The organism is Saccharothrix sp. CB00851, from assembly GCF_001905065.1.
Lineage (GTDB): Bacteria > Actinomycetota > Actinomycetes > Mycobacteriales > Pseudonocardiaceae > Actinosynnema.
In genome coordinates this window covers 42,249-67,673 of the sequence record NZ_LWLC01000017.1, presented here as the reverse complement: position 1 = coordinate 67,673, position 25,425 = coordinate 42,249, and the positions used below count along the sequence as shown (strand labels likewise).

The 25,425-nt window shown below is 72.1% G+C and carries 21 protein-coding genes; 14 read left to right on the top strand and 7 right to left on the bottom strand.

The features are described from left to right. Positions 1–323 precede the first annotated feature (323 nt). The 3 genes from A6A25_RS18265 to A6A25_RS18255 all read left to right on the top strand — a co-directional run bounded on the left by A6A25_RS18265 (position 324) and on the right by A6A25_RS18255 (position 5,872). The gene (locus A6A25_RS18265; RefSeq protein WP_073891662.1) at positions 324–605 is read left to right on the top strand and encodes a hypothetical protein; all 282 of its coding nucleotides are present in this window, start codon (positions 324–326) and stop codon (positions 603–605) included. Between the two features lie 153 nt (positions 606–758). After that, positions 759–3,314 carry a CHAT domain-containing protein gene (locus tag A6A25_RS18260; protein WP_338013214.1) on the top strand — a complete coding sequence of 852 codons (2,556 nt, stop codon included), beginning with the start codon at positions 759–761 and terminating at the stop codon, positions 3,312–3,314. 92 nt (positions 3,315–3,406) lie between these two features. Beyond that, on the top strand, positions 3,407–5,872 hold the full coding sequence (locus A6A25_RS18255) for a M14 family zinc carboxypeptidase (RefSeq protein ID WP_241828773.1): 2,466 nt from the start codon (positions 3,407–3,409) through the stop codon (positions 5,870–5,872). Between the two features lie 6 nt (positions 5,873–5,878). On the opposite strand, the gene A6A25_RS18250 is transcribed toward A6A25_RS18255, so the two are convergent. The 4 genes from A6A25_RS18250 to A6A25_RS18235 form a co-directional block, all read right to left on the bottom strand. Next, positions 5,879–6,250, bottom strand: coding sequence for a GntR family transcriptional regulator (locus tag A6A25_RS18250; protein WP_073891660.1), 372 nt, complete (start codon positions 6,248–6,250; stop codon positions 5,879–5,881). Continuing rightward, the gene (locus tag A6A25_RS18245; protein ID WP_073891658.1) at positions 6,247–7,188 is read right to left on the bottom strand and encodes a hypothetical protein; all 942 of its coding nucleotides are present in this window, start codon (positions 7,186–7,188) and stop codon (positions 6,247–6,249) included. The genes A6A25_RS18250 and A6A25_RS18245 overlap by 4 nt, the downstream gene beginning before the upstream one ends. Positions 7,189–7,252: 64 nt before the next feature. Next, positions 7,253–8,440 carry a PQQ-dependent sugar dehydrogenase gene (locus tag A6A25_RS18240; RefSeq protein ID WP_073891656.1) on the bottom strand — a complete coding sequence of 396 codons (1,188 nt, stop codon included), beginning with the start codon at positions 8,438–8,440 and terminating at the stop codon, positions 7,253–7,255. Positions 8,441–8,450: 10 nt separating this feature from the next. Beyond that, positions 8,451–9,320 (bottom strand): alpha/beta fold hydrolase, encoded by an 870-nt coding sequence (locus A6A25_RS18235; protein ID WP_073891654.1) that lies wholly within the window; start codon positions 9,318–9,320, stop codon positions 8,451–8,453. A 30-nt stretch (positions 9,321–9,350) separates the two neighbouring features. On the opposite strand from A6A25_RS18235, the gene A6A25_RS18230 reads away from it, so the two are divergent. The 4 genes from A6A25_RS18230 (at position 9,351) to A6A25_RS18215 (ending at position 11,879) form a co-directional block, all read left to right on the top strand. After that, positions 9,351–10,265: a 2-hydroxyacid dehydrogenase gene (locus A6A25_RS18230; protein ID WP_073891652.1), complete on the top strand. Its 915-nt coding sequence runs from the start codon at positions 9,351–9,353 to the stop codon at positions 10,263–10,265. Between the two features lie 72 nt (positions 10,266–10,337). Then, positions 10,338–11,072 carry a DoxX family protein gene (locus A6A25_RS18225; protein WP_073891650.1) on the top strand — a complete coding sequence of 245 codons (735 nt, stop codon included), beginning with the start codon at positions 10,338–10,340 and terminating at the stop codon, positions 11,070–11,072. A gap of 43 nt (positions 11,073–11,115) precedes the next feature. After that, positions 11,116–11,631, top strand: coding sequence for a DUF2716 domain-containing protein (locus A6A25_RS18220; protein ID WP_073891648.1), 516 nt, complete (start codon positions 11,116–11,118; stop codon positions 11,629–11,631). Continuing rightward, positions 11,628–11,879 carry a hypothetical protein gene (locus tag A6A25_RS18215; protein WP_073891646.1) on the top strand — a complete coding sequence of 84 codons (252 nt, stop codon included), beginning with the start codon at positions 11,628–11,630 and terminating at the stop codon, positions 11,877–11,879. The genes A6A25_RS18220 and A6A25_RS18215 overlap by 4 nt, the downstream gene beginning before the upstream one ends. Positions 11,880–11,926: 47 nt before the next feature. Here the strand turns inward: A6A25_RS18215 and ilvD are convergent, their stop codons facing one another. The 3 genes from ilvD to A6A25_RS18200 form a co-directional block, all read right to left on the bottom strand. After that, on the bottom strand, positions 11,927–13,771 hold the full coding sequence (gene ilvD / locus A6A25_RS18210; protein ID WP_073891644.1) for a dihydroxy-acid dehydratase: 1,845 nt from the start codon (positions 13,769–13,771) through the stop codon (positions 11,927–11,929). A gap of 78 nt (positions 13,772–13,849) precedes the next feature. Next, the gene (locus A6A25_RS18205; RefSeq protein WP_073891642.1) at positions 13,850–14,293 is read right to left on the bottom strand and encodes a vitamin K epoxide reductase family protein; all 444 of its coding nucleotides are present in this window, start codon (positions 14,291–14,293) and stop codon (positions 13,850–13,852) included. Beyond that, positions 14,290–14,739: a PH domain-containing protein gene (locus A6A25_RS18200; RefSeq protein ID WP_158073756.1), complete on the bottom strand. Its 450-nt coding sequence runs from the start codon at positions 14,737–14,739 to the stop codon at positions 14,290–14,292. The genes A6A25_RS18205 and A6A25_RS18200 overlap by 4 nt, the downstream gene beginning before the upstream one ends. Before the next feature lie 287 nt (positions 14,740–15,026). Here A6A25_RS18200 and A6A25_RS18195 point away from each other — a divergent pair, with 287 nt between their 5' ends. The 7 genes from A6A25_RS18195 (at position 15,027) to A6A25_RS18165 (ending at position 25,287) form a co-directional block, all read left to right on the top strand. After that, a complete protein-coding gene (locus A6A25_RS18195) occupies positions 15,027–16,865 on the top strand; it encodes an acetolactate synthase large subunit (protein WP_073891640.1) in 1,839 nt (612 codons plus the stop codon). 55 nt (positions 16,866–16,920) lie between these two features. After that, positions 16,921–17,427 carry an acetolactate synthase small subunit gene (gene ilvN, locus A6A25_RS18190; RefSeq protein WP_073891785.1) on the top strand — a complete coding sequence of 169 codons (507 nt, stop codon included), beginning with the start codon at positions 16,921–16,923 and terminating at the stop codon, positions 17,425–17,427. Between the two features lie 31 nt (positions 17,428–17,458). Beyond that, the gene (gene ilvC / locus A6A25_RS18185; protein WP_073891639.1) at positions 17,459–18,472 is read left to right on the top strand and encodes a ketol-acid reductoisomerase; all 1,014 of its coding nucleotides are present in this window, start codon (positions 17,459–17,461) and stop codon (positions 18,470–18,472) included. Positions 18,473–18,535: 63 nt separating this feature from the next. After that, positions 18,536–18,805, top strand: a complete 270-nt coding sequence (locus tag A6A25_RS18180) for a DUF397 domain-containing protein (protein ID WP_073891637.1) — start codon at positions 18,536–18,538, stop codon at positions 18,803–18,805. 81 nt (positions 18,806–18,886) lie between these two features. Continuing rightward, the gene (locus tag A6A25_RS18175; RefSeq protein ID WP_073891635.1) at positions 18,887–19,756 is read left to right on the top strand and encodes a glycosyltransferase family 2 protein; all 870 of its coding nucleotides are present in this window, start codon (positions 18,887–18,889) and stop codon (positions 19,754–19,756) included. A gap of 331 nt (positions 19,757–20,087) precedes the next feature. Beyond that, complete coding sequence (gene serA, locus A6A25_RS18170) at positions 20,088–21,677, top strand: phosphoglycerate dehydrogenase (RefSeq protein ID WP_073891633.1); 1,590 nt, start codon at positions 20,088–20,090, stop codon at positions 21,675–21,677. A 268-nt stretch (positions 21,678–21,945) separates the two neighbouring features. Beyond that, positions 21,946–25,287 carry a S8 family serine peptidase gene (locus A6A25_RS18165; RefSeq protein WP_083668437.1) on the top strand — a complete coding sequence of 1,114 codons (3,342 nt, stop codon included), beginning with the start codon at positions 21,946–21,948 and terminating at the stop codon, positions 25,285–25,287. Positions 25,288–25,425 lie beyond the last annotated feature (138 nt).

Sequence of the window (25,425 nt, the reverse complement as noted above, 5' to 3'; positions counted from 1 at the left end):
CCGTGGCCGAACGGGGAATTACCGCCGTGCGATTCCACGTCGGGCGGACCGCGCGGACTCGCCTTATTGCGGACCCAGGGCGCGTGCACGCTGTTAACACGTTCCCCCATTCGAGTGGTAACGCCACTCGAACCGGCTCTGCGGTGCTGGTCAGCGAAGCTCAAGATCGGCCCGTTGGTAGCTCTAGGTAAATTTCCACCTCCCCAGGTGCGTCCATCTGTGTCACGCTTGGGCCGTTCGGCAGGCCGGGGGGCCACCGAAACGACCTGGATCAGCCGCCGAGGCTGCCCCGATCAGGGGCCCGTTGTAGGGGAGGCAACACCATGACCCGCACCGACCCGAATCTCGTCGCCGAGATCGACGCCATCGAGGACGCGGTCGTCGACGAGACCGTCGACACCGACCAGACCAGCGTCGACCTGGTCGACGTGGGTGGCCTGGAGCCCACCGGTGGCCCGTACAAGCCGACCACCGACGACCCCGAGGTCGAGCGGCTGGTGAAGCCGATGGGCGGCCCGTACAAGCCGACCGGCGACCCGGAGACGAACGGCGGCCCTTACAAGCCGACGACCGACGAGCCGGCGGCTGTCACCCAGACGAAGTAATAACCGGTCACCGATAATCACGGTGACGTCACACCGAATGCCGCCGGCCACAGGTCGGCGGCATTCGTCTTCCGCCTGTGATCTCATATGACCGTGCCTGGCGAAACGCGTGGTTCCTCCGGACCGGATCACGCGGTCAGACTGGCCCGGCAGTTGCACCGCAGCGCGCGCGACGCGGCCACCGCCGACCGTCACCCGTCCGCCATCCGGCAGATGCGCCGGGGCCTCGCGCTGCTGGAGACACCCGGGATCGACCCGCAGGAACGGCTCGAGGTCCGCACCCGGCTGCGGAACACGCTGGCGTTCTGCCTGGCCGAGACGGGCAAGGTGGACGACGGCCTGACCCAGCTCGCGGGCGTCGACGCCGAGCTCGCCGGGCTGCGCGACGAGGCGCTGCGGGCCCACCTGTCCACCCTGGTCAACCTCAACCGCGCCGCGCTGCTGTGCCGGGTCGGCCGCATCGACGAGGGCATCGCCCAGCTGGACGTGGAGATCGAGCGCAGCGAACGGCGCCTGCCCGCGCACGCCGACCCGGAAGCCGTCGACCTGCTCGCGCTGGCCCTGTCCAACCGGGGCAACGCGCACGGCGAGGTGCACCGGCACGAGAAGGCCGTCCGCGACCTCAACCGGGCCGTCGAGCTGGCCGACGCGCACGACCTGCCGCTGCGCGCCGCGATCGCCAAGCACGCGTTGGGCAACGCGGAGCAGCGGGCAGGCGACATCCCGGCCGCCCTGCGCCACTACCAGGAGGCCAACCGGGCGTTCCAGGACCTCGAACCCGGCCTGCTGCTGCGGCTGCGCATCGACCAGGCCGAGGCGATGATCAGCGTCGGGCTGGCGGACGAGGCGGGCAGGCTGCTGGACGAGGTGCTGCCGGAGCTGCGCCGCCAGCGCATCGGGCAGGACGTCGCCGAGGCGGAGCTGTTCCGCGCGGCAGCGGCGTTGCAGGACGGCGACCTCGTGCTGGCCCGGCGGATGGCGACCTCGGCGCAGCGCAAGCTGGTCCGGCGGGGCAGCCCGGCGTGGGCGGCGGTGGCGGGGCTGATCGCGTTGCGGGTGGACGCGGTGCGCGCGCTCGGCTCACGGCGCCCGGTCGCCGGGGTGGTGCGGCGGGCGGTCGAGCTGTCCGGGGAGCTGGCCGGGCTGAAGCTGCACGACCAGGCGGCGTTCGCGCTGGTGCTGGCGGCCCGGCTGGAGATCCGCCGCGGTGACCCGGACCGGGGCGCCGAGCTGCTGCGCAGCGTGCCCGAGTCGCGGCGGATCTCGCCGATCGACCACCGGATGCTGCTGCGGCTGTGCCGGGCGGAGCTGGCGCTGGCCCGCGGCAACCAGCGGGTGGCGCTGGCGCAGGCCAAGGCGGGACTCGCGGAACTGGGCAGGCTGCGGGACCGGCTCGGCGGGCTGGAACTGGTGTCCGGCACCGCCGTGCACGGCCGTGAGCTGGGCGAACTGGCCGTGCGCCTGGTGCTGGGCGGTCGTGACTCGGCGAGCAACGCCAAGCGCCTGTTCACCTGGCTGGAGCGCACCAGGGCCCAGCTGTACCGGTACGACCCGGCCGAGTCCACTGTGGATTCCGAGCTGGGCGAGCGGATCGCCGACGTGCGCAGGCTCAGCCGCGCCCTGCTGCGGGCCCGCCTCGACGGCCTGCCGACCCAGGAGCTGGAGGCGCGGCTCAAGGCCAGCCAGCGCGCGGCCACCCGAATGGGCTGGAGCGCCAGCCCGTGGGGCACGCCGCGCCCGGTCGTCAAGCCGGACCAGGTGCTCGACCGGCTGTCCGGGCAGGCGATGGTGAGCTTCGCGGCGTCCGGTGACGAGCTGATCGCCGTGGTGTTCGCCGGTGCCCGGGTGCGCATGGTGCGGCTCGGGTCGGCCGCCGAGGCCACCGAGGGCGCGCGCCGCCTGCACGCCGACCTCAACGCGCTCGCGCCCGACCACCTGCCCGCGCCGTTGGCCGAGGTCATCTCGGCGTCCGCGCGCCGTGAGGCGGAGAAGCTGGACCGGCTGCTGCTGCGCCCGCTGGCGCCGATGATCGGGGACCGGTCGCTGGTCGTGGTGCCGACCGGCGCGCTGTACGTGGTGCCGTGGAACGTGCTGCCGACCTGCGCGAACCGGCCGACGACGGCGGTGCCGTCGGCCACCGCGTGGGTGTCGGCGGTCCGCGGTGAGCGGGCGGCGGTCGACGGCGTGCTGCTGGTGCGCGGCCCCGGGTTGCAGGCCGCGCAGGGCGAGATCGACCGGCTGGCCGGCTACCACGGTGACGCGAAACTGCTCGGCGTGAACGAGGCCAAGGTCGGCGCGGTGCTGGAGGCGTTGGACGGGGTGGAGCTGGCGCACATCGCCGCGCACGGCGAGCACGAGCCGGAGAACGCGCTGTTCTCCCGGCTGGAGCTGGTGGACGGCGCGATGTTCGCGCACGAGATCGGCCGGGTCCGCCGCCCGCCGCACCAGGTGGTGCTGGCCGCGTGCGAGCTGGCGCTGAACCGGGTGCGGCCCGGTGACGAGCCGCTGGGCTTCGCGGGCGCGTTGCTGGCGGGCGGTGCCCGGACGGTGATCGCCGCGTCCAGCCGGGTCGGCGACCAGCCGTCGGCGGCGGCGATGGCCGACTTCCACCGCAACCTGGCGGCCGGCGCGTCACCGGCCGTGGCGCTGGCCGAGGCGGTCGCGGTGGACCCGCTGCGTCGTCCGTTCGTGTGCCTTGGTTCGGGTTAGCGGTTGACCAGCCGTTCGACCGGTTGACCGGATCACCCGCACCCACTAGTCAGGGTGGAGGAGTTCTTCGGCGATCACCCCCAGGGGGTCCGGTGCGCTGGTTGACGCTGACGCTGCTGTTGCTGGCCACGATGACCACCCCGGCGACCGCCGCGCCCGCGGTCGGCCGGGCTAACGAGCCGGGCAACGGCCCGGAGCGCAACCAGGTCGCGGCCGTCGACGTGCCGTTGCACGCCACCGCGCGCGGCGACAACTGGCCCGACGCCAACCCCGGCTACCCGCGCCGCACCCAGCTGCGGGTCTACCCGGAGGACCAGGCCGACCGGTCGATCAAGCTCGGACTCGCGCCGTACCACTCGCTCGCGCCGCGCCTGAACGACCTGCAGCGCCGCAGCGACCGGGTGTCCGTCGAGGTCGTCGGCCGGTCCACCGCGGGCCGCGACCTCTACCTGGTCACGCTCACCGCGCCGGAGAGCCCGGCGGAGACCCGCAGGCAGGAGGCGTGGCGCGACAAGATCGAGAACGACCCGGTCGGCGCCGCCCGAGACGTCTTCCTGCGCGGCGGCTACAAGGCGCCGGTGTGGATCAACGCCAACATCCACGGCGACGAGTGGGAGGGCACCGACGGCGCGCTGCGCGTGATCGAGGACCTGGCCTTCGACCCGGGCGCACGGGACTTCCTGCGCCGCCACCGGGTCTACGTCAACCTGACCGCGAACCCGGACGGGCGGGTGGCCGGCACCCGCGCCAACGCGAGCGGGTTCGACCTCAACCGCGACTTCGTCACCTCGTCGCAGCCGGAGTCGCGGGCGATGCGGGACGTGGTCCAGCGCATCCAGCCGCTGCTGGTGCTCGACGAGCACGGGTACGTGGCCAACACGCTGATCGAGCCGACCACCCCGCCGCACGGCCAGAACTACGACTTCGACCTCTACATCAAGCACGGCTACGCGGGCGGCCTGCGGATGGAGGACGCCGTGCGGGCGCTGGGCCACCCGGAGGCGGCCAAGCCGGAGATCCCGTTCCGCGACTACGAGCCGGGCGTGTGGGACGGCTGGGCGCCGATCTACACCGCCCAGTACTCGATGTACCACGGCGCGGTGTCCTACACGATCGAGGTCCCGATGCGGGTGAACCGGGGTGACTACACGACACAGCCGGTGACGGAGCTGCGACGGCGTTCGGCGATCAACACGGACGTGGTCGAGGCGACGATCCGCAGCGCGCTCGCCTACGTGCAGCAGCACCGGACCGCGATGGTGGACAACCAGATCGAGATGTTCCGCCGGGGCTTGGCGGGCGAGCCGCAGCGGGTCGTGCCGGACGGTTTCGTGCCCGGTTTCGGCCCCGAAGACCGCTACACCACGGAGTTCCCGCGCGCGTACGTCATACCGGTGGGTGACGGGCAGCGGTCCGGGCAGGCCGCCGCACGGCTGGTCGACCACCTGGTCGCGCACGACGTCCGGGTGAAGCGGGCCGACCGGACGTTCACGCTGGGCGACCGCGAGTACCCGGCCGGGTCGTACGTGGTGGACCTGCACCAGCCGAAGCGGGCGCTGGCGAACGTGATGCTGGAGGCCGGTCGGGACATCTCCGACCGCGTCGACGTCATGTACGACATCAGCGGCTGGAGCCACCGGCTGCTGTGGGGCGCGACGGTGGACGTCGTGCGGGACGGGCCGCTGCACGTGCGCGGGCGTGACGTGGCGGCGGCGTCGCCGACCGGTTCGCTGCACGCGCCCGAGGGCAGCGACCTGGCGCTCACGTTGGCCGACGGCAAGGACGCGGCGGCGGTGAACGACCTGCTCGCCCGCGGTGTCGAGGTGCGCAGGCAGGACGACGGCACGATCGTGGTGCCCGCGTCGGCGCGGTCGGCGGCTGAGGAGGTGTCGGACCGGTACGGCGCCCGGTTCACCGCGGCGGGGCCGGGCGGCACGCCGCTGCGCCGTCCCGCGGTGGCGGGCGCGGTGGCGGCGGACGAGCTGAAGGCGTTGCGGGACATGGGTTTCGACGTGCGGCCGGTGTCGACGGAGGTGCTCAACGCCGGGTTCGACCTGTCCGGGGTCGACGTGCTGCTGGTGTCGTCGGGCCTGCGCTACGACCACCTCGTCGCGCCCGCCAAGGCCGCGGTGGACGCGTTCCTGGCGCGGGGCGGCGTGGTGACGCGCGGTGCGACGGGAGCGCGGTTCAACGCCGACGCCGGTGTGCTGCCGGTGCGCGCGGTCGCGGGCCGGGAGGACGCGAACGGCGTCGTGTCGGTGGTGGACGGTGCGGGCGCGGTCGGCCACTCGTTCGTGTACGCGCCGTACTGGTTCACCGACCTCGGACCCGGTGTGGACGTGCGGCAGCGGTACCAGGACCTGGTCGCCGGGCACTGGGCCGCGCGCCCGGACGGGTCGGGCGGACAGGCCGAGGCGGCGGGTCAGGCGGCGGTCGTGGCGGGCACGTCGCCGCGGGGCGCGCGGGCGGTGCTGTTCGGCACCGAACCGCTGTTCCGCGACCACCCGAAGGGCCTGTACTGGCAGGTGGCGGACGCCGTCTTCGCCACGGTGGGCTGAGCCGGGCTACTCGTCGCGATAGGCGTGCAGCAGGGCCTGCACCGCGTCCTGCCGGTCGACGCCCAGGGCCTTGGCCGACGCGGCGTACTCGGCCGCGGCCTCGGCCAGTGCCGCGGCGGTCGCCGCGTCGGTCCGGGGCACCGCCGCCACCACCGTGCCCCGGCGCCGCGCGGTGCTCAGCACACCGGCCGCCTCCAGCTCGCGGTACCCGCGCGCCACCGTCCCGACCGAGAGCCCGAGGTCACGCGCCAGCTGCCGGATCGGCGGCAGCGGTGCGCCGACCGGCAGCTCGCCCACCCGGATCAGGTGCACGAGCTGGTCCCGCACCTGCCGCCAGGGCGCCACCCCGCTGTCCGGGTCGACGACGATCCGGGTCATGCGGCGGTCCGCGCGGACGGCGGCCGGGACGGGTTCGCCACCCAGATCCAGCCGCCCAGGCCGAGGAGGAACGCCGCGAACCCCAGGTAACCGGTGGCGGACGTGTGTTCCAGCCACGCGGGCGCGGGCGGGAACCCGGCCTCCGCGAACTCGACGCTGCGCAGGTAGTCGAGCCTGCCGACCGCCACCAGCACCATCGACGCCGTCCAGGCGAGGCCGATCCCGACCGCCACCCGGGCACTGCGGGTCCGGCACGCGGCATCGACCAGCGGGTCCGCCAGCGACCGCCGCCGCACCGCGAGCCGCACCACGCCCAGCACGACGGCCAGGCCGCACACCGCACCGACGAGCGCGACCTGGCTCACCGGCAGGCCGATCTCCGCGTAGTGCCGCTCCGACACGGTTCCCCGCACGGTGCCGTCGACCGAACGCCACACCCCACCGGTGGGCACCGCGTCGGCGACTCGGTCCGCCCACGGTTGGGCGGCCAGCCCCACCACCGCCAGGAGGACGGCCACCGCGCCGAGCACGAGCAGCATCCCGACCGCCCACCGGGGCACCAGGTCGCGCCAGTGGCGGCGGGCCAGCGTCGCGGTCCTGGTGCCGCGCACCGGGCGGAGCGCCGCCGCGGCCTCCGCGGCCAAGAGCGCGACCAGCAACGACGCGAGGCTGCGGAAGGCGCCGGAGCCGGGTTCCGCGAAGCCCAACGCCCGCGCGACCGGCTCGGTCACCACCGGCGTGAGCAGGAACAGCACCGGGTACAGCAACCGCCGGTCCCGCAGGTACCGCACCGCCTGCGCGCTCTGCCGGTCGTCGGGCTCGGGCACGCCCCAGCGCCGCAGGAACCGCCGCCCGCCCGACGTGGTGGGCCACAGCACGACCACCAGGACGAGGCCGACCAGCCCCCACCCCAGTGCCGTCCCGACGAGGTCGCCCACGACACCACCCCCTTTGTGTCATCCACTTGACACAAAGGGTCGCACGGCGGTCAACCCCGCGGCTTCAGTCCTTGGTGCCGCCCGGACCGCCGCCGTCGCGCACCACGATCACCACGCGGTCGTCGCTGGAGACCGGTGCGCCGCCCGCGTCCTTGTTCACCGTGCCGGCCAGTGAGGTCGTGTCGTCCAGCATCACCAGCGGTCCGAACCGGCCGAAGCCGTCCTCGCCGGTCATGGTCGCCTCCGGCTTGCCGGTGAACGCGCCCTCCGGGTTCATCGGCAGGTTGAGCAGGCCGGGGGTGGCGCTCGTGGCCACCGACACCAGGTTCGAGTACGACGCGCAGCCGCCGACACCGGGCCGCTCGGGCCACGACCACGCCGGGTCGCCCAACGCCTTGCCCGGCTGCACCCGGTACAGCAGGTCGGCCGTCGCGCCCGCGTCGGTCACCCACGTCTTCGACCCGTCAGCGGACACGCACAGCCCGCCCGGCGACTTCAACCCGCTCGCCAGCACCAGCGAGCCCGCCGTCGGGTTGCCGCGCGCGGGCTGGCCGGCGCCGTCGATCCGCAGCACCTTCCCGGCCAGCGAGTTCGGGTCGGCCGCCGCCGCCGGGTTGCCCGCGTCACCGGTCGCCACCAGCAGCGCGCCGGTGCGGTCGTGGGCGAGCACGCCCCGGTTTCCGGTCGGACCCTTCGGGATGCCGGTCAGCACCGGCTTGGGCACGTCGCCGGGCGCGAGCCGCAGCACCCGGTTGTCGGTCGCCGTGGTCACGTACACGTAGACCAGCTGGTCCTCGACGTAGGTCGGCGACAGGGTGAGCCCGGTGAGCCCACCGTCACCGGTCGCGTCCACCTCGAACTTCGCCACCTCGACCGGGTCGACGTCCTTGGTCACCTTGACCAGCCGCCCGGTGGCGCGCTCGGTCGCCAGCGCCGTCACCGCGCCGGTGGTCTGGTTGACGTCGGTCAGCGCCACGCCGGAGATCGGGTTCAGGCACGTGCCGACCACGGCGGGGTTGAAGTCCTTGCAGCCCTGCGGTGGCGGCACGGGTGTCGGCTGCTGGCCGGGCTGCTGGCCCTGGGCGGGGCCCTTCGGCAGCTCGCCGGGCAGCTCGGGCACCGGCCCCGCCTGCGGCGTCAGCGGCTGGGCCGCGCTCCACCCCGCCGGTGCCGGCTGCTCGGGGAAGCTCGCGCAGCCCGCGGCCAGCAGGCCGAGGGCCGTCCCGATCAGCACTCCACGCAGTCGTGACACGGGTCCCAGGTTAGGCGCGGGGCCGTGAACGCGAGGTGAGCGGCCCGTCCACGTCCTCCTGCACGGCCCGCCGCACGGCGTCGGCGCGGTCGAGCAGGAGCTCCAGCTCGTCCACGATCACCCCTGGGTCCTCCAGCGGCAGGAAGTGCGTGTTCGGCAGCACCCGCACCCTGGCCTGCGGCAACGCGGCGACCGCTCCGAGCACGCCGTCGGCCGAGGCCAGGAAGTCGTACCGGCCCGCAAGGACCGTGGTGGGGCACGTTACGCCGGTCAGGTCGAGCCGGGGCGTGCGGCCCAGGGCCAGCGCCAGGGTGAAGTACCAGCCCCAGTCGTGCTGGAGGTAGTGGCGCAGCGACCCGACCAGCCGCCCGCCGAGGTCCGGCACCGGGACGCGGTGCAGCACGGCGTCCAGCAGCGGCCCGGCGGCCTTCAACGCCGTCACCCCGCCGACACCGATCAGCCGCCGCACCGCCGCCGGCACGCCGGGGATGCCGAGCGCGCTCGCGAACGTGTCACCCGGCGCGCCCGCGACGAGCATCAGGCCGGTCACCCGGTCCGGGTGCCGCAGCGCCAGCTCGGCGGCCACCGTCACGCCCATCGACCAGCCCATCACCACGCACCGCTCGACGCCGCCGTCGTCCAGCACCGCCAGCGCGTCGGCGACGTGGTCGGACACCTCGATGCGGGACGGGTCCGCCGGCCGGTCCGACGACAGCGCGCCGCGGTGGTACCAGCTGTGCACGCGGGCCGACGGCAGCTCCGGCCACACCGCGGGCACGGCGCCCAGACCGGGGCTGAGCAGCACGTCCGGCCCGTCCACGTCGGTGCGCCACAACCTGATCCGCGTGCCGTCCGCGGAGAAGACGTCGTGCTCCCGCATGGCGGTCAGTGTGCCGTAACGTGCGAACCCGTGAGCCTCACCGTTCTGGTCCCCGACGAGCTGGGCGTCCGCGCGCTGTCCGACGTGGAGGGCGTGCGGCCCGTCCGCTACGAGCCGGGGCAGCCGCTGCCCGCCGACGCCGAGCGCGCGGAAGTCCTGGTGCCCAAGTTCCTTCTCGGCACGGACCCGCGGGACGTGTTCGCGCAGCTGCCGTCGCTGAAGCTGGTGCAACTGCTGTCGGCGGGCGCCGAGCGGTTCATCGGTGTCGTACCCGATGGTGTGATGCTGTCGACGTGCCGCGGCGCGCACGGCGGCAGCACGGCCGAGTGGGCGATCGGCGCGCTGCTCGCGATCTACCGCGACTTCCCGAGGTTCGAGCGGGCCAGGCAGGAACGCCGGTGGGACTACCACCTCACCGACACGTTGCAGGACAAGAAGGTGCTCGTGGTCGGTGCGGGCGACCTGGGCGAGCAGTTCCGGCGCAGGCTGGAGCCGTTCGACGCGACCGCGACCCTGGTCGGCCGCACGACGCGGCCCGGCGTGCACGGCGTGGACGAGCTGCCCGACCTGCTGGGCGGGTTCGACGCGGTGCTGGTCGTGGTGCCGCTGACCGAGGAGACCACCGGGATGGTCGACGCGAAGTTCCTGTCCCGGATGAAGGACGGCGCGATCCTGGTCAACGCGGCCCGCGGCGCGGTGGTCGACACCGACGCGTTGCTGGCCGAGCTGACCTCGGGGCGGCTGCGCGCGGCGCTGGACGTGACCGAGCCCGAGCCGCTGCCGACCGACCACCCGCTGTGGACCGCGCCCGGCCTGTTCCTCACGCCGCACGTGGCCGGCAGCTGCACCGGTCACGCCGAGCGGGCGTACGCCGTGGTGTCCGCCGAGGTCGCCCGGTTCGCCCGCGGCGAGCAGCCGCGAAACCTGGTCAAGGGCGAATATTAGCCCGTTCGGGTGAACGCGCGCCGCGAAACGGACGCTCGCGGACGTCGTCCGAACCTCCTAACGTGCGGGTGCGTGGCTACTCACGACGACCGTTCGAGGACATCGGGCGGCTACTCCGACGACGGGTTCTACTCGACGAGTGGCGTGGGCGGAGGAGTTCACCACTTCGACGACGGCACTCGGACGATCGACGGCGACGCGTTCGGCAAGGACACGAAGGGCTTCGACACCTCCGGCTACACGCCGATCACGGACTTGGACGACAAGCCCGCCACCCACTACGACGCCTTCGAGGACGAGGACGACCGCAAGCCGTTCGGCTGGACCGCCAGTGCCGACATCGGCCTGCTGGTGCTGCGGCTGGCGCTGGGCGGCGCGTTCGTCATGCACGGCCTGCAGAAGGTGTTCGGCCTGTTCGGCGGGCCCGGCATCGACGGGTTCGCGGGCTACCTGCAGTCCGCCGGGTTCCGCGAGGCGCGGATCCTGGCGTGGGTCACCGGCGTGACCGAGCTCGGCGGCGGCGCGCTGCTGATCCTCGGCCTGTTCACGCCGCTGGCGGCGGCCGGCGTGCTCGGCGTGATGGCGAACGTCATCGCGCTGAAGTACCGAGGCGGCTTCTTCGCGCCGAACGGCGTGGAGCTGGAGGCGGTCTACGCGGCGATGGCGTTCGCGGTGCTGTTCGCGGGCCCCGGCCGGGCCGCCTTCGACTACAACCGCAGCTGGTTCCGCCACCCGCTGCTGTCCGGTTTCATCTGCCTGGTGATCGCCGCCGGCGCCACCGCGGCGACCCTCTACGTCTTCCGCTGATCCCGGATGCCCGCCGGCCGGCCGCGCACTAGCGTGGTCGGCCGTGGAGGAAGACGCCTGGGTGGAACTGGACCGCGGGTTCCAGGAGCCTCTCTGGGCCGACTTCGTCGAGGAGTTCGGCTTCCGGCCGGGGATCGGTCCCGAGGACTACCCCGCCATCCGCGAGCCGACGCCGTCGGTGACGTGGGACCTCCGGCCGCTGTACGAGCGGTTCGGCGGGCATTCCCGGCCGCTCGCCCAGGTGGTGTGTGACGTGCTGCGGGAGTGCACCGAGTACTGGGAGTCAGTGGTGGCGCACGACTGGGTGCACCCGTCAGTCCTCTACCGGCCGCACCGGGTGCTGGACGTGACCGACCTCGAGCACTGGGACGTCGAGCTCATCCCGAACGGTGACTACGTGATCTTCGTGGCGAAGGACCTGTCCTTCGGCGTGTTCGGGCATCCGTGGGAGCAGAGCCTGTGCTTCTTCGGTGAACCGGCCGTCCGCGCGGTCGAGCGGGTGAACAGCGGCCTGCTCACCCGCGTGCTCCGCCGCGACGGCCGTCCCGAGGCGTCGTGAACGAGCGGGTGACCGCGGCGGTGGCGCAGTTCGCGTTGGTGGTGGTCGGGATACCGGTGGTCTACCTGATCGCGTTCCCGATCGGCCTCACCACGCGTTCGCTGCTGCCGCCCCTCGGGCTGGTCGCGGGCCTCGTCGTGGGCGGGCTGCTCGTCACCAGGGTGCGAAGACCCGTCACCGGGCCGTTGGCCGGGTGGGCGGTGTTCCTCGCCTCACTGGCCCTGGTCTGGTTGCTGAACCGCCCCTAAACAGCGGAAACCGGCCGACGTCCAGTGTCGGCCGGTTCCGGCAAGACCTACTTGTTCACGTCGCGCACGGCGCCCGTGGACGCATCCGTCGCCATCCGGGCGTACGCGCGCAGCGCCGCCGTCACCGGCCGGTCCCGGTCGACCGGCTGCCACGGCCGCTCCGAGGCCTCCATCTTCGCCCGCCGCTCGGCCAGCACGCCCTCGTCCACCAGCAGCTCCAGCCGCCGCTCGTGGACGTCGATCAGGATCCGGTCGCCGTCCTGGACCAAGCCGATCACGCCGCCACCCGCCGCCTCCGGCGAGACGTGCCCGATCGACAGGCCCGACGTGCCGCCGGAGAACCGGCCGTCCGTGATCAGAGCGCACTTCTTGCCCAGCCCCGCGCCCTTGAGGAACGCGGTCGGGTGCAGCATCTCCTGCATGCCCGGCCCGCCCGCCGGGCCCTCGTAGCGCACCACGAGCACGTCGCCCGGCTGGATCTCCTTCTTCAGGATCATTGAGACGGCCTCCTCCTGGGACTCCACCACCCGCGCCGGCCCCTCGAAGCGCCACAGCTCCTCGTCGATGCCCGCCGCCTTGATCACCGCGCCGCGCTCGGCCAGGTTGCCGTGCAGCACGGCCAGCCCGCCGTCCTTGGTGTACGCGTGCTCGACGTCGCGGATGCAGCCGCCGGCCGCGTCCGCGTCCAGCTTCGACCACCGGTTGGACGTGGAGAGCGCCTGCGTCGTGCGCACGCCGCCGGGCGCCGCGTGGAACAGCTCGACCGCCCGCTGCGACGGCGACTCGGCGCGGATGTCCCACTCGCCCAGCCACGACGCGACGTCCGGGCTGTGCACGGTGTGCACGTCCTCGTTGAGCAGGCCGCCCCGCCACAGCTCGCCCAGCAGCGCCGGGATGCCACCGGCCCGGTGCACGTCCTCCATGTGGTAGTCCGAGTTCGGCGACACCTTCGCCAGGCACGGCACCCGGCGGCTCACCGCGTCGATGTCGGCCAGCGTGAAGTCGACCTCGCCCTCCTGCGCGGCGGCGAGGATGTGCAGCACGGTGTTGGTGGAGCCGCCCATCGCCATGTCCAGCGCCATGGCGTTCTCGAACGCCTTGCGGTTGGCGATCGAGCGCGGCAGCACCGACTCGTCGTCCTGTTCGTAGTAGCGTTTGCACAGGTCCACGATCGTGCGGCCGGCCTCGGCGAACAGCTCGCGCCGCGCGGAGTGAGTGGCCAGCGTGGACCCGTTGCCCGGCAGCGCCAGGCCCAGCGCCTCGGTGAGGCAGTTCATCGAGTTCGCGGTGAACATGCCTGAGCACGAGCCGCAGGTCGGGCACGCCGACCGCTCCACCTCGGCCAACCCGGCCTCGTCCACCTCCGGCGAGGCGGACGCGGCGATCGCGGTGATCAGGTCGGTCGGCGCGACGGCCACGCCGTCCACCACGACCGCCTTGCCCGCCTCCATCGGTCCACCGGAGACGAACACGACCGGGATGTTGAGCCGCATGGCCGCGTTGAGCATGCCCGGCGTGATCTTGTCGCAGTTGGAGATGCACACGATCGCGTCGGCCTGGTGCGCGTTGACCATGTACTCGACCGAGTCGGCGATGATCTCCCGCGACGGCAGCGAGTAGAGCATCCCGCCGTGCCCCATGGCGATGCCGTCGTCCACCGCGATGGTGTGGAACTCGCGCGGCACCCCGCCCGCCTCGCGGACCGCCTCGGCCACGATGTCGCCGAGGTCGCGCAGGTGCACGTGCCCCGGCACGAACTGGGTGTAGGAGTTGGCGATGGCCACGATCGGCTTGCCGAAGTCGCTGTCGGTCATGCCGGTCGCACGCCAGAGCGCGCGTGCGCCCGCGGCGTTGCGGCCGTGCGTGGTGGTGCGGGAACGGAGCGGTGGCACGGCTCCTCCAGAAGTCTTTGCCGAGAGAATCGCGAACGACGCGCGCGGGGTGGGGCGCGGGAGGGCGGGAGCGGTGCCTCAGAGATTACTCCGCCGCAACGCGCCGGTGACCAGCACGGCGGCGAGCGCGAGCGTGATCACGTGCACGGCGGTGCACCACAGGCAGATCTTCCCGATCAGCAGGAACTCGGCCGCCACCAGGTACACCACGAACAGCACGCCGACGCCGACCGACACCAGCCGCGCCCAGTGCAGCGCCTCGTTGCGCCAGGCGAACGGCAGGCACGCGACGGTCAGGAACGCGAAGAACGCCAGGCCCAGCACCGCGACCGGGATGCCGAACAGCTCCGACTGCTCGCTGCTGGTGACCGTGCCGCAGTCGATCACCGCGCCCTCGGCGCACAGCAGCGCGCCGGCCGTGAAGTGCGCGACGGTGAGGTAGGTGGAGACCGCCAAGCCCGCCAGCGACAGCACCAGGCTGACGACAGGCACCCAACCCGTGGTCCGCGTGTTCCTGCTCACTCTCCGGACTTTACGGGCGGCGGCGTTTCGTCCCCGTCAGCCTCGGTGGGCTCCTCTTCGGGCTCGTCGGCCGCCGCCACGGCCGTCGGATCGGCCACCCGGCCACCGCTGACCTGCGACAACATCGGCAGGTGCCCGGCGCGGACGGCGGGCAGCCGGACCAGCGAGTCGTCGGTCAGCACCGCCGACAACCACCCCTTCGGGACCACCTTGATCGCCTTCACGTCCGACCACTGCACCTCGCGCTTGCCGAACGTGCCCCGGGCCACGATCCGCTCGCCGTCCACGGTCGTGCGGTTGCGCACCACCCACCACGCGAAGGCCGCCGGCAGCAGGTAGAGGGCTTGGAGACCGGGCACGCCCCAGGCGACGGGCGTCGCGCAGATGGCGGCGGACCCGGCGGCCAGCAGCGCGGGGGTGGGGATGCGGAACACGACTTTCGGCACGTGTCGAGATGCTGCCACCCATCGTCCGAGCGGGTGACTCCGGCCCGCGTCCGCGCACGTGACGCCTTCCACCATCCGGGAGTGCCGTCCCGCACAGTTGACGCTCCACCTGCTTCACGGTTAACGTCAGCGCCATGCAGCGCAACCTCGTTCTCGTACTTCCCAGGCGCGTCGACGCCTAGGCATTCGAGCTTGCGTCGACGCGCGACCCTCGTACGACCCGTTCGGGTTGGCGAGGGTTTTTTCGTGCCCGGACCGTGCATTCTCCTTACCCACGAGGCAGACAGATGACCAGCGCAACCTCGCGACCGGCTCCCGGAGAGTCGTCGTCGCCCCGCCCTGGACCGCGGCCGAAACCGGCCCCGCCGAGCGGCGCTCCCATCCGCGTGACCGGTGCCCAGTCCCTCGTCCGCTCGCTGGAGGCAGTGGGCTGCGAGGTGGTCTTCGGCATTCCCGGCGGCACGATCCTGCCTGCCTACGACCCCCTCCTCGACTCCACCAAGGTGCGCCACGTCCTGGTCCGCCACGAGCAGGGCGCGGGCCACGCCGCCACCGGGTACGCCCAGGCCACCGGCAAGGTCGGCGTCTGCATGGCGACCTCGGGGCCCGGCGCGACGAACCTCGTCACCCCGCTGGCGGACGCCAACATGGACTCCGTCCCGGTGGTCGCCATCACCGGCCAGCAGTCCCGGCCGCTGATCGGCACCGACGCGTTCCAGGAAGCCGACATCTGCGGCATCACGATGCCGATCACCAAGCACAACTTCCTCATCACCGACGCCGCGGACATCCCGCGCGCGATCGCCGAGGCGTTCCACCTGGCCGCGACGGGTCGACCCGGCCCCGTCCTGGTGGACATCCCCAAGGACGTGCTGCAGGAGATGACCTCGTTCTCCTGGCCGCCGGAACTGCGCCTGCCCGGTTACCGGCCGACGACCCGGCCGCACGGCAAGCAGGTGCGCGAGGCCGCGAAGCTGATCGCCGCGGCCCGTCGCCCCGTCCTCTACGTCGGTGGCGGCGTGATCAAGGCCGAGGCGTCGGCCGAGCTGCTGGAGCTGGCCGAGTCCACCGGCATCCCGGTGGTGACCACGCTGATGGCCCGCGGCGCGTTCCCCGACTCGCACCCGCAGCACCTGGGCATGCCCGGCATGCACGGCACGGTCTCGGCGGTCGCCGCGATGCAGAAGTCGGACCTGCTGATCGCCCTCGGCGCGCGGTTCGACGACCGGGTCACCGGCCAGCTGTCCACGTTCGCGCCGGACGCGCAGGTCGTGCACGCCGACATCGACCCGGCGGAGATCTCGAAGAACCGCCGCGCGGACGTGCCGATCGTCGGCGACTGCAAGGAGATCATCCGGGACCTGGTCGACGCGGTCCGCACGGAGAAGGAGAACGCGGCCCGCACGGTCGACCTCGCCCCGTGGTGGGACCAGCTCAACGCGCTGCGCGAGACGTTCCCGCTGGGCTACGACTGGCCCGAGGACGGCACGCTGTCGCCGCAGTACGTGATCGAGCGGATCGGCGCGCTGACCCCGCCCGACACCCTGTTCACCGCGGGCGTCGGCCAGCACCAGATGTGGGCGGCCCAGTTCGTCAAGTACGAGCGCCCGCGCACGTGGATCAACTCCGGCGGCCTGGGCACGATGGGCTACGCGGTGCCCGCGGCGATGGGCGCGAAGGCGGGCGTGCCGGACGTCCAGGTGTGGGCGATCGACGGCGACGGCTGCTTCCAGATGACCAACCAGGAGCTGGCCACCTGCGCCATCGAAGGCATCCCGATCAAGGTCGCCGTCATCAACAACGGCAACCTGGGCATGGTCCGCCAGTGGCAGACCCTGTTCTACGGCGAGCGCTACTCCAGCACCGACCTGGGCACGCACAAGCACCGCATCCCCGACTTCAAGCTGCTCGCCGAGGCGATGGGCTGCGCGGGGCTGCGCGCCGAGTCCCGCGAGGAGGTCGACGCGGTCATCCAGCAGGCCATGGAGATCAACGACCGGCCGGTCGTCATCGACTTCGTGGTCGGCAAGGACGCCCAGGTCTGGCCGATGGTGGCCGCGGGCACCGGCAACAGCGAGATCATGGCCGCGCGGGGCATCCGCCCGCTGTTCGACGAGGACGAGTGATGGCCGAGGACAGCGCCCGGGCGGGCGTGGATCGCAACGACGAGGACGAGTGACGATGACTAGGCACACCCTGAGCGTTCTGGTCGAGGACAAGCCCGGTGTCCTCGCGCGTGTGGCGGGCCTGTTCTCGCGCCGCGGGTTCAACATCGAGTCGCTGGCCGTCGGCCGCACCGAGCACCCCGACATCTCCCGGATGACCATCGTCGTCTCGGTCGACGAGCTGCCGCTGGAGCAGGTCACCAAGCAGCTCAACAAGCTCATCAACGTCATCAAGATCGTGGAGCTGGAGTCCACCGCGTCGGTCCAGCGGCAGCTCCTGCTCGTCAAGGTGCGCGCCGACGCGACGGTGCGCAGCCAGGTCCTGGAGACGGTGCAGCTCTTCCGCGCGAAGGTCGTCGACGTCTCCCCGGAGGCGGTCACCGTCGAGGCCACCGGCACGTCTGAGAAGCTCGACGCGCTGCTGCGGATGCTGGAGCCCTACGGGCTCCGCGAGATCGTCCAGTCCGGCATGGTCGCCATCGGCCGTGGCGCCCGCTCCATCACCGCGACCGCGGTGCGCTGATGTTCCAGTTCCGAGGAAGGAAGTACCACCAGTGAGCGTCGAGATCTTCTACGACGACGATGCCGACCTGAGCATCATCCAGGGGCGCAAGGTCGCGGTCATCGGCTACGGCAGCCAGGGCCACGCGCACGCGCTGAGCCTGCGCGACTCCGGCGTCGACGTCCGGATCGGCCTCCCCGAGGGCTCCAAGTCCCGCGCCAAGGCCGAGGAGGAGGGCCTGCCCGTCGGCACCCCCGCCGAGGTCTCGGCCGAGGCCGACCTGATCATGATCCTGGCGCCGGACACCGCGCAGCGGCACATCTACGCCAACGACATCGCGCCGAACCTGAAGGACGGCGACGCGGTCTTCTTCGGCCACGGCTTCAACATCCGCTACGGCCTGATCACCGTGCCGTCCAACGTGGACGTCGCCATGGTCGCGCCGAAGGGCCCGGGCCACCTGGTCCGCCGCCAGTTCGTGGACGGCAAGGGCGTGCCCGCGCTGATCGCGGTCGAGCAGGACGCCTCGGGCAACGCGCAGGCGCTGGCGCTGTCCTACGCCAAGGGCATCGGCGGCACGCGCGCGGGCGTCATCAAGACGACGTTCAAGGAGGAGACCGAGACCGACCTGTTCGGTGAGCAGGCCGTCCTCTGCGGTGGTGCGTCCGCGCTGGTGCAGGCCGGTTTCGAGGTGCTGACCGAGGCCGGTTACGCGCCCGAGGTCGCCTACTTCGAGTGCCTGCACGAGCTCAAGCTCATCGTGGACCTCATGTACGAGGGCGGCATCGCCCGCATGCGCTACTCGATCTCCGACACCGCCGAGTACGGCGACCTGACCCGGGGCCCGCGCGTGGTCACCCCCGCGGTCAAGGAGGAGATGCGCAAGATCCTGGGCGAGATCCAGGACGGCACGTTCGCCACCGAGTGGGTGAACGAGGACGACGCCGGCCGCGGCAACTACAAGAAGCTGCAGCAGGAGGGCGAGCAGCACCCGATCGAGGAGGTCGGCAAGAAGCTGCGCGGCCTGATGTCCTGGGTCGACCGCCCCATCACCGAAACGGCGTAAGATCGGGCGCTTTTTCGCCGGGGCCCGCGGTTTCGACCGCGGGCCCCGGTATACCTAGGGCCCATGACCGACAGCGCGCCGATCTACGACGACAAGGCCCACGTCCGGGGCAACCTCGACCTCAGCGGAGCCGAGTGGATCCGCAGCGACGAGGGCGCCGAGGACGAGGAGGAGCACGTCGAGATCGCGTTCGTCGAGCACACCGACGGCGTGACCTACACGGCGATGCGCAACTCGGCCCACCCTGACGGCCCGGTGCTGGTCTTCACGCCCGCCGAGTGGGAGGCGTTCATCCTCGGCGTCAAGGACGGCGAGTTCGACGAACCCTGGTGACCCGCGGTTCGGGACCTGCAGCCCGCGCCACTGGTTATGCTGCCGCCCGTCTGGTCGGCGGTGTGACGGGGGTGCGGGACCGTGAAGGTGGTCGGCGTCGCGATGGTGCGCGACGAGGACGACATCCTGGCCACGATGCTGGGGCACCACCTGTCCATCGGCGTGGACGAGGTGCTCGTGGTGGACAACGGCTCGTCCGACGGGACGGGGCGGATCCTGCGCGGCATGAGCCGCACCACCGGCCGGGTCCGGTGGACCCGTGACGACGGCGAGTACCGGCAGTCCGAGGTGACCACGGCGCTGGCGCGCGAGGCCGTGGAGCGGGGCGCGGACTGGGTCCTGGTGATCGACGCCGACGAGTTCTGGCACGCCGACGGCGACCTGCGGTCCCGGCTGGCCGCGACCGAGGCGGACGTCCTGCGGTGCCCCGTGGTGAACTTCGTCCAGGAGCGCGGGCGCGAGCGCAACGCGAGCCAGGGTTTGCTGCGCATGAACCGGCGCGTCGAGCGCGCGGTCGGGCCCGTCGACCGCACGATGGAGCTGGTCACGTCGCAGCAGATCGGGTTCATCGAGATGCAGTACCCGCCCAAGTGCATCTCGCGCGCGGTGCCGACGATCGAGGTGCACCCCGGCAACCACGGTGTGTCCGGGCACGACGGTCCGCACGAGGACGTCGAGGACATCTCCTGCCTGCACGCGCCGTTGCGCAGCCGGGCCGACCTGCGGCGCAAGGCCGAGCAGGGTGCGCGGGTGGCGAGCAGCCCGGGGTTCCGCCCCGACCAGGGCTGGCACGTGCGCCGCTGGCGGGAGTTGGCCGAGGGCGGCGACCTCGACGCCGAGTGGGCCGCGAACAGCTACGACGAGACGGGCAGCCTGGACGTGTACGGCGTGGCGAAGCCCTTGGTGCGCGACGACCGCCTGGCCGCCATCGCCCGCCGGATCGGCGTCTGACCACACCGGAACGCTCAACTCGCGCGACCTGAACGTAGGACATGCGCGTTCCGAACGTAGGACACGCGCGCGAGTCCTACGTTCAGGTCGCGTGTGTCCTACGTTCAGGACCCCCGAGTTCAACGCTCAGGTCGGAACCGGCGGGGTCCATGTAGGACGCGCGTACCGCGTTCCAGCAGGTGAAACAGGGCACCCGGGTGGCGAGCACCGGGTGGGCGCTGACTATGCTCGTTAACAACCCGGACACATTGCCGTGGCCGGCCGGCGCGGGTGACGACCTGCTCGACGGCCCCGCGCTCCCCACCCGTTCACACCACCGGGAGCGACGTCCGTGACCAAGCCCGTTGTCCTCATCGCCGAGAAGCTCGCACCGTCCGTTCTCGACGTCTTCGGTGATGGCATCGAGGTGCGCCACGTCGACGGTACCGACCGTCCCGCGCTGCTCGAAGCCGTCGCCGTCGCCGACGCCCTCCTGGTCCGCTCCGCCACCAAGGTCGACGCCGAGGTCTTCAAGGCCACCACCAAGCTCAAGGTCGTCGCCCGCGCGGGCGTCGGGCTGGACAACGTCGAGGTGCCCGCCGCCACCGAGCGCGGCGTCATGGTCGTCAACGCGCCCACCTCGAACATCGTCAGCGCCGCCGAGCACGCGGTCGCCCTGCTGCTGGCCACCGCGCGCCAGATCCCGGCCGCGCACACCACGCTGCAGAACCACGAGTGGAAGCGCAGCAAGTTCAACGGCGTCGAGGTCCAGGGCAAGACCGTCGGCGTGGTCGGCCTGGGCAAGATCGGCCAGCTGTTCGCCGCGCGCATCGCCGCCTTCGGCACCACGCTCGTCGCCTACGACCCGTACGTCAGCGCCGCCCGCGCCGCGCAGCTCGGCATCGAGCTGGTCACGCTGGAAGAGCTGCTGGAGCGCGCCGACTTCATCTCGATCCACCTGCCGAAGACCCCGGAGACCAAGGGCCTGATCGGCGCCGAGCAGCTGGCCAAGGCCAAGCGCGGCGTGATCATCGTCAACGCCGCCCGCGGTGGTCTGATCGACGAGGAGGCGCTGGCCGAGGCCGTGAAGGAGGGCCAGGTCGGCGGCGCGGGCATCGACGTGTTCTCCACCGAGCCCACCACCGAGAGCCCGCTGTTCGGCCTGCCGAACGTCGTCGTCACCCCGCACCTGGGCGCCTCCACGAGCGAGGCGCAGGACCGGGCGGGCACGGACGTGGCCAAGTCGGTGCTGCTGGCCCTGGCGGGCGACTTCGTGCCGGACGCGGTGAACGTGCAGGGCGGCGGCGTGGTCGGCGAGGAGGTCCGCCCCTACCTGCCGCTGGTGCAGAAGCTGGGCACGGTGGTCGCGGCGCTGAGCGCGAAGGCGCCGACGGCGGTCTCGGTCGAGGTGCGCGGCGAGCTGTCCAGCGAGGACGTCGCGGTGCTGCCGCTGGCCGCGCTGCGCGGCGTGTTCTCCAGCGTGGTCGAGGAGCAGGTCACCTTCGTCAACGCCCCGGCGCTGGCGAACTCGCTCGGCGTGAGCGTCGACCTGGTCAAGGAGCCGGAGAGCGCCAACCACCGCAGCCTGGTCACGGTGCGCGCGGTGCAGGCCGACGGCGCGGTCATCACGGTGTCCGGCACCCTGACGGGTCTGGACCAGGTGGAGAAGCTGGTCGGCATCAACGGCCGCGGCTTCGACCTGCGCGCCGAGGGCAACGTGCTGCTGCTGGAGTACCCGGACCGGCCGGGCGTGATGGGCACCGTCGGCACGCTGCTCGGCGAGGCGGGCGTGAACGTCGAGGCCGCCCAGATCAGCCAGACCAAGGACGGCGCGGACGCGTTCATGCTGCTGCGCGTGGACCGCCCGGTGGACACCGCGGTGCTCGATCCGATCGGCGCGGCCGTCGGTGCGCGCACGGTGCGCTCGGTCAACTTCGACTGATCGGAAGTCCCCGAAACGGAGTAACGCCGCCGAGACCCGTCGATGTATATCGCCGCAGGTCTCGGCGGCGTCACAGTTAACCGTTAGTCGTCAAAACTGTGGTTGCCGTCACTCGTCTGGGCTAACTGATCAGCTCGACCGAGCGATTAGGTTCCTCCCACGAGGTTGACCCGGTGCCGTAGAGGGCACGGCACCACGCGGGCAGTTCCCTTCCCCCACTGGACGACGCTGCCTGCCCGGTCGAATCCGACCTCGCTTGGGGCACGTTGTGAGCCGATCTCGCGTTGTCGCCAGATCTGCCGTACCGGTGCTGGCCGCGATACTCGTCGCCGGGTCCACCGCCGGTACCGCGCTGGCCGCGGAAGATCCGCTGGCACCGTCCGTCGCGAACGCGCGCGGGCTGGATGCCGGCAAGTTGCAGTTGAAGGTGTCCGACCGGCTGACGGCCGCCAAGGGCAGGGTCACCGCGTTCGTGGAGCTGGAGGCCAAGCCGGCCGTCGACACGTTCGCCGAGAAGACCAGCCAGGGCGCGACCAAGCAGCAGGCCAAGGACGCCGCCAAGGCGACCAAGAACGACGCGGGCCGGATCACCGACCTGGTCGTGGGCGCCCTGAAGGTCAAGGACTCCGCCACCAAGGAGCTGTTCCGCACCGCCAACGGCGTGCCGGGCGTGGTCGTCCAGGCCGACGCGGCCAAGGTGCGCGAGCTGGCCCAGCGCCCGGACGTGAAGTCCGTGCGCACGGTGGTGCCGAAGTCCCGCCAGAACTCCACCGCCGTGCAGCTGACGAACACGCTCAAGGCGTGGCAGGAGTACGGCAAGCTCGGTGACGACACCCGCATCGGCATCATCGACACGGGCATCGACTACACCCACAGCGACTTCGCGGGCCCCGGCACCATCGAGGCGTTCCAGGCGATCGACGAGACCAAGGTCGACGCCTCGTACTTCCCGACCGCCAAGGTGGTCGGCGGCTACGACTTCGTCGGCAACGCCTACGACGGCGGCAGCGACGACCCGGCGCTGAACACCCCGAAGCCGGACCCGAACCCGCTCGACTGCAACGGCCACGGCTCGCACGTCGCCGGCACCGCGGCGGGCTTCGGCGTCAACGCCGACGGCAGCACCTTCGAGGGCGACTACACCAAGCTCACCCCCGAGGCGCTGGACGGGATGCGCATCGGCCCCGGCACCGCGCCGAAGGCCCTGCTCTACGCGCTGAAGGTGTTCGGCTGCGACGGCTCGACCAACGTCACCGCGCAGGCCCTGGACTGGTCGCTCGACCCCGACGGCGACGGCGACTTCTCCGACCACCTCGACGTGGTGAACCTGTCGCTCGGCTCGGACTACGGCGCCCCGGACGACCCGGACAGCCTGTTCGTGCGCAAGCTCAACGCCTCCGGTGTGCTCACCGTGTTCTCGGCGGGCAACGGCGGCGACCTGTACGACATCGGCGGCTCGCCGGGCAGCACCCCCGAGGCGCTGACCGTGGCCAGCACCCGTGACGCGTACGTGCTGCGCGACGCGGCCGAGGTGACGGCGCCCGCCGGTTCGGCGGGCAAGAAGCCGGGTCAGTACAGCGTGAACTTCAACTACGAGGGCGCGGACGTCACCGCGCCGGTCGTGGCGATGGGCGACGCGGCCAACAAGGACGGCTGCCTGCCGTTCTCGGCCGCGGACAAGGCCGCCGTCGCGGGCAAGATGGTGTGGCTGGAGTGGGACGACAACGACGCCACGCGTCGCTGCGGCTCCATCGGCCGGGCCGACAACGCCACCGCCGCAGGTGCCGTCGGCGCCGTGTTCACCTCGAACCTGGAGCACTTCAACGCCGGCATCGCGGGCAACGCGGCGATCCCGGTGTTCCAGCTGACCGGCTCGGCGACCGCGGCCCTGCGCCCGGTGCTCGCCGCGGGCACGCTGACCCTCCGCCAGGCGGGTGACCTGCGCACCTCGCTGCCCACGTACGACCAGTCCATCAGCGACACCCCGAGCTCGTTCACCTCGCGCGGCGTGCGCGGCCCGGTCGTGAAGCCGGACGTGGCCGCCCCCGGTGACTCCATCGCCTCGGCGCTGGTCGGCTCGGGCAACAAGACGATGGTCAACTCCGGCACGTCGATGGCCGCGCCGCACATCTCCGGTGTCGCGGCGCTGGTGCGCCAGGTCCACCCGGACTGGACGCCGGAAGAGGTCAAGGCCGCGGTCATGAACACCGCCGGTCACGACGTGAAGGCCGGTGGCAAGACCTACGCGCCCAACCGCGTCGGCGCCGGCCGCGTCGACGGCAAGGCCGCGGTCGAGAACCAGGTCCTCGCCTACGTGCAGGACGACCCGGGCTCGGTGTCGGCGTCCTTCGGCACGGTCGAGGTGGCCGGGCCGGTCAGCCTCACCAAGACCATCAAGGTGGTCAACAAGTCCACCAAGTGGGTGGACTACACAGTGGGTTACGAGGCGCTGACCGAGATCCCGGGCGTGCGCTACGAGCTGTCCGCGAACACCGTGCGGCTCAGCCCGCGCGGCATCGCCCGCGTCACCGTGACGCTGAAGATCGACGACCCGGCGGCGCTGCGCAAGACGGTCGACCCGACCATCGAGGCGAACCACCTCGACGTGCCGCGCCAGTACCTGGCCGACGCGTCGGGCCGGGTCGTGCTCACGCCGACGGCCGGTTCGTCGGTGGCGCTGCGGGTGCCCGTGTACTCGGCGCCGAAGCCGGTGGCCGACATCAACGTGGCCAACAACGTGCGGGTGAACGGCAAGGGCCAGGGCGTGCTCAACCTGACCGGCCGGGGCGTCAACCAGGGCGCTTACCGGTCGCTGGTGAGCGTGCTCGAGCTGCAGGCGTCCTCGCCGCAGCTGGCGGAGTGCCGCCGCAACGTCACCACCAACTGCGTGCTGAACAACACCGCCAAGGGTGGTGACCTGCGGTACGTCGGCGTCGCCTCGACCGCGCCGCTGGCGAAGGCGCAGGGCAACCCGCAGGACGCGATGCTCGCGTTCGGTGTCGCGACCTGGGGCAACTGGTACAACCTGGGCAGCAACACCATCCCGTTCATCGACATCGACACCAACGGTGACGGCACGTTCGACTACGAGGTCTACGCGACCAAGCTGACCGACACCGACCTGCTGGTCGCGGCCACGGTGGACCTGAGCACCGGCGCCACGGTCGACCTGCAGGGCGTCAACGGCCAGTTCGGCGACGTCGACACGAACGTGTTCGACACGAACGTGGTGGTCCTGCCGGTGCTGCTGTCGGCGCTGGGCATCGACGCGTCGGCGGACACCTCGCGGATCAGCTACCAGGTCGGTGTGGCCGGTTTCTACGTGGCACCGGGCACGTCCAACGGCCTGATCGACTCGATCCCGAACGCGCTGTCGTTCGACCCGCTCAAGCCGGGCCTGTGGGTGCAGGGCGGTGGCGACGCCGCGCTGTCCTACCAGGCGCGTCCGGCGACCGCGCTGGTGGTCAACCGGAACGCCGACGCCATCGCGGTCGACGGTTCGGACAGCCTGCTGGTCCTGCACCACCACAACGCCACGGGTGACAAGGCGGACGTGGTGAAGGTGCGGGCGCCGTCGACGGTGAGCCCGGCCGTCCGCTCGGTGGCCTGATCGTTCGTGCACCGCTCTGGCCGGTCGGGGACTGCCCCGGCCGGCCAGAGCCGTTTACGCGTGTTGGGTGACGCCCGATCGGGGGCACTGAACCGTTCGGGTGTCCCGCAGTCCGGGAGATGTGGCCACGGAGGGGTG

Excerpts from the sequence above, each read along its gene's own strand:
- A6A25_RS18265 (WP_073891662.1), top strand. The coding sequence starts at position 324 with ATGACCCGCACCGACCCGAATCTCGTCGCCGAGATCGACGCCATCGAG.
- A6A25_RS18180 (WP_073891637.1), top strand. The coding sequence starts at position 18,536 with ATGACCGACAGCGCGCCGATCTACGACGACAAGGCCCACGTCCGGGGC.
- A6A25_RS18235 (WP_073891654.1), bottom strand. The coding sequence starts at position 9,320 with ATGCGGGAGCACGACGTCTTCTCCGCGGACGGCACGCGGATCAGGTTG.
- ilvN (WP_073891785.1), top strand. The coding sequence starts at position 16,921 with ATGACTAGGCACACCCTGAGCGTTCTGGTCGAGGACAAGCCCGGTGTC.
- A6A25_RS18195 (WP_073891640.1), top strand. The coding sequence starts at position 15,027 with ATGACCAGCGCAACCTCGCGACCGGCTCCCGGAGAGTCGTCGTCGCCC.
- A6A25_RS18250 (WP_073891660.1), bottom strand. The coding sequence starts at position 6,250 with ATGACCCGGATCGTCGTCGACCCGGACAGCGGGGTGGCGCCCTGGCGG.